This window comes from Leisingera sp. McT4-56, assembly GCF_020514995.1.
Taxonomy (GTDB): Bacteria; Pseudomonadota; Alphaproteobacteria; order Rhodobacterales; family Rhodobacteraceae; genus Leisingera; species Leisingera aquaemixtae_A.
This window is the reverse complement of record NZ_JAJALF010000047.1, coordinates 1-5550: the sequence shown is the minus strand read 5'-3', so window position 1 is coordinate 5550 and position 5550 is coordinate 1. Positions and strand designations below refer to the sequence as shown.

Annotated in this window: 5 protein-coding genes; all 5 read left to right on the top strand. The window is 65.2% G+C overall.

Annotated features, from left to right (window positions below):
- Positions 1-421, top strand: a 421-nt coding sequence (locus LHL23_RS23195) for an NAD(P)(+) transhydrogenase (Re/Si-specific) subunit beta (RefSeq protein ID WP_226431724.1), incomplete at its 5' end; no start/stop codon positions are given.
- Positions 422-454: 33 nt separating this feature from the next.
- Positions 455-1774 (top strand): aspartate aminotransferase family protein, encoded by a 1320-nt coding sequence (locus LHL23_RS23190; RefSeq protein WP_226431723.1) that lies wholly within the window; start codon positions 455-457, stop codon positions 1772-1774.
- Between the two features lie 65 nt (positions 1775-1839).
- Positions 1840-3090 (top strand): Zn-dependent hydrolase, encoded by a 1251-nt coding sequence (locus tag LHL23_RS23185; RefSeq protein WP_226431722.1) that lies wholly within the window; start codon positions 1840-1842, stop codon positions 3088-3090.
- Positions 3091-3095: 5 nt separating this feature from the next.
- Positions 3096-4556, top strand: coding sequence for a dihydropyrimidinase (gene hydA / locus LHL23_RS23180; RefSeq protein WP_226431721.1), 1461 nt, complete (start codon positions 3096-3098; stop codon positions 4554-4556).
- Positions 4557-4646: 90 nt separating this feature from the next.
- Positions 4647-5550 (top strand): cytosine permease (locus LHL23_RS23175; protein ID WP_226431720.1); only part of this gene is annotated, 904 nt, incomplete at its 3' end.

Sequence of the window (5550 nt, the reverse complement as noted above, 5' to 3'; positions counted from 1 at the left end):
CGTCGCCGAACTGACCCGCCGCCTGCGGGCCAAGGGCAAGGAGGTGCGCTTTGCCATCCACCCGGTCGCAGGCCGCCTGCCGGGCCACATGAACGTGCTGCTGGCCGAGGCCAAGGTGCCCTACGACATCGTCTTGGAAATGGACGAGATCAACGAGGACTTCCCGGACACCGACGTGGCCATCGTCATCGGCTCCAACGACATCGTCAACCCGGCCGCCCAGGAGGACCCCAACTCGCCGATCGCCGGCATGCCGGTGCTGGAGTGCTGGAAGGCGAAACAGGTGTTTGTCTCCAAACGCGGCCAGGGCACCGGCTACTCCGGCATCGAGAACCCCCTGTTCTTCAAGGAAAACACCCGCATGTTCTACGGCGACGCTAAGCAGAGTTTGGATACTTTGCTCAGCCTCGCCGCCGCCTGACCCCCGCAGATTTATCAAGAAGGAACAACCGTCATGACTGCTGCCCCGGCCCCCAAGAACGACCTTGGCGCCTATTGGATGCCCTTCACCGCCAACCGGCATTTCAAGGAGAACCCGCGGATGATCGCCGGGGCGGAGGGGATGTATTACACCACCACCGACGGGCGCAAGGTGATGGATGGCACCGCGGGCCTGTGGTGCGTCAATGCAGGCCACGCCGCGCCGCGGATCACCGAGGCGGTGCAGAAGCAGGTGGCGGAGCTGGACTATGCCCCGGCCTTCCAGATGGGCCACCCCAAGGCCTTTGAACTGGCAAACCGGCTGGCGGATCTGGCGCCGGGGGATCTGAACCATGTTTTCTTCACCAATTCCGGCTCGGAGTCGGTGGAGACCGCGCTTAAGATCGCGCTGGCCTATCACAAGGCCAGGGGTGAGCAAGGCCGGACCCGGCTGATTGGCCGCGAGAAGGGCTATCACGGGGTCAATTTCGGCGGCATCTCCGTAGGCGGCATCGTCAACAACCGCCGTCATTTCGGCACCCTGCTGACCGGGGTGGACCACCTGCGCCACACCCATGATCCGGAGCGCAACGCCTATACCAAGGGCCAGCCGGAGCATGGCGCGGAGCTTGCCGAGGATCTGCAACGGATCATCGACCTGCATGGCGCCGAGACCATCGCCGCGGTGATTGTTGAGCCGATGGCCGGCTCTGCCGGGGTGATCCTGCCGCCCAAGGGATATCTGCAGCGGCTGCGCGAGATCACCCGCGAACATGGCATCCTTTTGATCTTTGACGAGGTGATCACCGCCTATGGCCGCTTGGGCCGGGCCTTCGGCGCGGATTATTACGGTGTGGAGCCGGACATGATCACCACCGCCAAGGGGCTGACCAACGGGGTCATTCCGATGGGCGCGGTGATGATCAGCAGCGCAATCCACGATGCCTTCATGACCGGCCCGGAGAACCTGATCGAGCTGTTCCACGGCTATACCTATTCCGGCAACCCGGTGGCCTGCGCGGCGGCGCTGGCGGCGTTGGACACTTACCGCGAAGAAGAGCTGTTTGAGCGTGCTGCAGGGCTGGAGGGCTATTGGGCGGAGGCGCTGTTCAGCCTGAAAGGGCTGCCGCATGTGAAGGACATCCGCTGCTCCGGCCTGGTTGGCGCGGTGGAACTGGAGCCGGTTGAGGGCGCGCCCACCAAGCGTGCGTTCGACACTTACCTTCGGGCCTGGGACAAGGGCGCGCATCTGCGCACCACCGGCGACATCATCGCCATGTCGCCGCCGCTGATCATCGAAAAATCCGAAATCGACGAGCTGGTCGGCATTCTGGCCGAGTCGCTCATCGCGTGACCAACCGGCCGCCGGCCCGCCGCGGAGGAGCGCGCCGGGCCGGCCGCCGCCAAGGGAGAGAAGACATGAAAGACGTGCAAAGCAACGCCCGCATCAATGGCAGCCGCCTGTGGGATTCGCTGATGGAGATGGCGCAGAAAGGTCCCGGGCTGCGCGGCGGCAACAACCGCCAGACGCTGACCGATGCCGACAAGGAAGGCCGCGACCTGTTCAAGCGCTGGTGCGAGGAGGCCGGCATGACGGTGGGCGTCGACAGCATGGGCAACATGTTTGCCCGCCTCGAAGGCGCGGAGCCGGATCTGGACCCGGTGATGATGGGCAGCCATCTGGACACCCAGCCCACGGGCGGCAAATACGACGGCGTGCTGGGCGTGCTGGCGGGGCTTGAGGTGGTGCGCTCGATCCGCGATCAGGGCCTGCGCACCCGCCGCCCCATCGTGGTGGTGAACTGGACCAACGAGGAAGGCACCCGCTTTGCCCCGGCGATGCTGTCCTCCGGCGTCTTTGCAGGCGTCCACACCCAGGACTGGGCCTATGCGCGCGAGGATGCGGAAGGCAAGAAGTTCGGCGAGGAATTGGCCCGTATCGGCTACAAGGGCGATGAGCCGGTGGGCAACCGGAAGATGCACGCGATGTTCGAGCTGCATATCGAGCAGGGCCCCATTCTGGAAGCCGAGGGCAAGGACATTGGCGTTGTCACTCACGGCCAGGGCCTGAACTGGCTGCAGGTGACGCTGACGGGTCAGGAGGCGCACACCGGGTCCACCCCGATGCCGATGCGCCGCAATGCGGGCCTTGGCGCGGCGCGGATCACCGATCTGGTGCATGAGATCGCAATGAGCCACCAGCCCGATGCCGTGGGCGCCGTCGGACACTGCGATTATTACCCCAACAGCCGCAATATCGTGCCGGGCAAGGTGGTGTTCACCATCGACTTCCGCTCGCCCAGCTTTGACACCCAGACCGATATGGAGAGGCGCCTGCGCGACGGGGCCGCCAAGATTGCCGAGGAACTGGAGCTGGGGCTGGAGATCGAACGGGCAGGGCACTTCGACCCGGTCACCTTTGACGAGGGCTGCGTTGATGCGGTGCGCCGGGCGGCGGAGAAGCTGGGCTATTCGCACCGCAACATCATCTCCGGCGCGGGGCATGATGCCTGCTGGATCAACAAGGTGGCACCGACCGCCATGGTGATGTGCCCCTGTGTTGACGGCCTCAGCCACAACGAGGATGAGGAAATCAGCCGCGAATGGGCAGCGGCGGGCACCGACGTGCTGCTGCATGCCGTGCTGGAAACCGCAGAGATCGTGGAGTGAGCGGCATGAGTCAGAGAACCGTGATCAAGGGCGGCACCATTGTTGCCGCCGACCGCAGCTATGAGGCAGATGTCGCCATCGAGGGCGGCAAGATCGTGCAGATCGGCACCGGCCTGAACGGCGACAAGGTGCTGGACGCCGGGGGCTGCTATGTCATGCCGGGCGGCATTGACCCGCATGTGCATCTGGAGATGCCCTTCATGGGCACCCATTCGGCGGATGACTTCGAATCCGGCACCCGCGCGGGCCTCGCGGGCGGCACCACCATGGTGGTGGACTTCTGCCTGCCCAGCCCCGGCCAGTCGATGCTGGAGGCGCTGGAGGCCTGGCACGCGAAATCGAAACGCGCCTGCGCCGACTACTCGTTCCACATGGCAGTGACCTGGTGGAGCGAGCAGGTGTTCAACGAGATGCAGCAGGTCGTGGACCTCGGCATCAACTCCTTCAAGCACTTCATGGCCTACAAGGGCGCGCTGATGGTGGACGACGACGAGCTGTTCGACTCGTTCCGCCGCTGCGCCGCGCTGGGTGCGCTGCCGATGGTGCATGCTGAAAACGGCGATGTGGTCGCTACCATGCAGCAGAAGCTCTTGGCTGACGGCATCCGCGGGCCGGAGGGCCACGGGCTGTCGCGCCCGCCGGAGGTCGAGGGCGAGGCCACCAACCGCGCCATCATGATTGCCGACATGGCGGGCGTGCCGCTGTACGTCGTGCATACCTCTTGCGAACAGGCGCATGAGGCGATCCGCCGGGCGCGACAGAAGGGCATGCGGGTCTATGGCGAGCCGCTGATCCAGCATCTTGTGCTGGATGAGAGCGAATACCGCCATCCCAACTGGGACCACGCCGCGCAGCGGGTGATGTCGCCGCCGTTCCGGGATAAGGCGCACCAGGACAGCCTCTGGGCAGGCCTGCAGGCGGGGTCCTTGCAGGTTGTGGCAACCGACCACTGCGCCTTTACCGTGGATCAGAAACGCTTTGGCGTCGGTGATTTCACCAAAATCCCGAACGGCACCGGCGGCCTTGAGGACCGGATGCCGGTACTGTGGAGCGAGGGCGTGAACACCGGCCGGCTGACCCCGAACGAGTTTGTCGCCGTTACCTCCACCAACATAGCGCGCATTCTCAACATCTACCCGCGCAAGGGGGCGGTCCTGGAAGGCTCCGACGCCGACCTGGTGGTGTGGGACCCCAAGAAATCCAAGATGATTTCGCCTGAAACCCAGCAATCGGTTGTGGAATACAACGTTTTCTCGGGCCGCGAGGTGACGGGCCTGCCGCGCTACACACTCAGCCGCGGCGAGGTTGCGGTGGACGACGGCTCCGTCTGCGCCACCCCGGGCCACGGGCGGTTTGTGGACCGGCCGGCGTTCCCGGAAGTGAACAAGGCGCTCTCCAAGTGGAAAGAGGTGACCGCGCCCCGCCAGGTTGTGCGCTCGGCTGAAAACATGCCGGCCTGCGTCTGATCATGCTCCCCGGCGCAAGCCGGGGAGCTTCGTATTTGCCGCCCTGTGGAGGACGGGGCGGCGATAAGCCAAATAGGGAGGAAACCAACAATGGCTGACATCACCACTGAGTTTGCCGCATCCGGCGCTGAGGCGCCGCCGCGGGTGGACCTGACGGGGATCGACCCGGAGCTTTACAACGAGGACCAGCTGCCCACCACGGCGGCGGAACGCACCTGGGACTGGCTGGCGATTGCCGCGCTTTGGGTCGGCATGGTGGTCTGTATCCCGACCTATCTGCTTGCCTCTTACCTGATCGGCTCCGGCATGAGCTGGGATCAGGCGGTGCTAACCATTCTGGCGGCCAATGCTATCGTGCTGATCCCGATGGTGCTGGTGGGCCATGCCGGCACCAAATACGGCATCCCCTTTCCGGTGCTGCTGCGCTCATCCTTCGGGCCCACCGGCGCCAAGATCCCGGCGGTGGCCCGCGGCATCGTCGCCTGCGGCTGGTTCGGCATCCAGACCTGGGTCGGCGGCTCGGCGATCTTCGTGATCCTGAACACCCTTACCGGCGGCGCGCTGGCGGGTGAGGCGCTGCCGGTGCTGGGCATCAGCGCGGGCGAGTTCATCTGCTTCCTCGCCTTCTGGGCGCTGCATCTCTACTTCATCAAGAACGGCACCGAGTCGATCCGCTGGCTGGAGACCTATGCGGCTCCGTTCCTGCTGGCGATGGGGCTGGCGCTCCTGGCCTGGGCCTATGTCAACGCGGGCGGCTTCGGCGAGATGCTGTCGACCCCCAGCGCCTTTGATCCCGGCCAGCCGCAGGAAGGCCAGTTCTGGGTGGTATTCTGGCCGAGTCTCACCGGCATGATCGGCTTCTGGGCGACCCTGGCGCTGAACATCCCCGACTTCACCCGCCACGCCAAGAGCCAGAAGGACCAGCTTCTGGGCCAGATGGTCGGCCTGCCGATCCCGATGGCGCTGTTTGCCTTTATCGCCTCCGCCGTGACCT

What these genes read in the sequence shown, in the direction of transcription:
- LHL23_RS23190 (WP_226431723.1), top strand. Translation starts at nt 455, where the DNA reads ATGACTGCTGCCCCGGCCCCCAAGAACGACCTTGGCGCCTATTGGATG.
- LHL23_RS23185 (WP_226431722.1), top strand. Translation starts at nt 1,840, where the DNA reads ATGAAAGACGTGCAAAGCAACGCCCGCATCAATGGCAGCCGCCTGTGG.
- hydA (WP_226431721.1), top strand. Translation starts at nt 3,096, where the DNA reads ATGAGTCAGAGAACCGTGATCAAGGGCGGCACCATTGTTGCCGCCGAC.